At 71.6% G+C, this 654-nt stretch carries 1 protein-coding gene; it reads right to left on the bottom strand.

Annotated elements, in window-relative coordinates; all coding sequences use genetic code 11:
• Window positions 1-511 (bottom strand): tRNA (adenosine(37)-N6)-threonylcarbamoyltransferase complex ATPase subunit type 1 TsaE (gene tsaE / locus AC5RUJ_RS17890; protein ID WP_494156470.1); only part of this gene is annotated, 511 nt, incomplete at its 3' end.
• Between the last annotated feature and the right edge of the window lie 143 nt (window positions 512-654).

The raw sequence follows: 654 nt of genomic DNA, 5'->3' as shown, positions 1-654 counted from the left end.
CGGCGGCGTCGCCCGGCACGGCGGCACCCGGTGCCGCACCCAGCGGCCCGTCCTGCGCTCCCTCGGCTGGCCGGTTCGCCAGGTCTGCCCCGGTGGCCCGGACCAGCGAAATGTCCAGCCAGCTCTCGGAGAGGTGCTCCACCCGGCCGCGGCCCCACTCGACCACGGTCACGGCCTGGTCCATGGTGTTTTCCAGGTCGATGTCGTCGATCTCCCCGTCCGACTGCAGCCGGTAGGCATCTACGTGGACCAAATCCGGCCCGCCGTTCATGCTGGGGTGGCTGCGGACCAGCACGAAGGTGGGGGAAATGATGCCGGGACGGACACCGAGTCCTTCTCCCAGCCCCTGGGTGAAGGTGGTCTTGCCCGCCCCCAGCCCGCCGCTGAGCACCACCAGGTCGCCTGCCCGCAAAATCCTGCCCAGCCGGGCGGCGAGCGCCTGCGTTTCCTCGGCCGAGCCCACGTGGAACTCGCGCTCCCACATCGGCGCGGCCGGTTGCTGCTGCGTCATGGCAGGTGCTCCCCCTGTCCGGTCGGTGTCATCCTTCACGTAAGCACGGCCTTCATGCCAGCACGGCGCCGGGATCCCCGGCGCTGTCGGTGTTCCGGTCGTCGATCGCCGCCAGCGCTGCCCGGACCTGGGCCGCCGCCGCT

This window comes from Arthrobacter sp. Y3223164 (assembly GCF_059091005.1).
The sequence above is the reverse complement of the archived record's forward strand: the minus strand, read 5'-3'. Positions and strand labels throughout refer to the sequence as shown.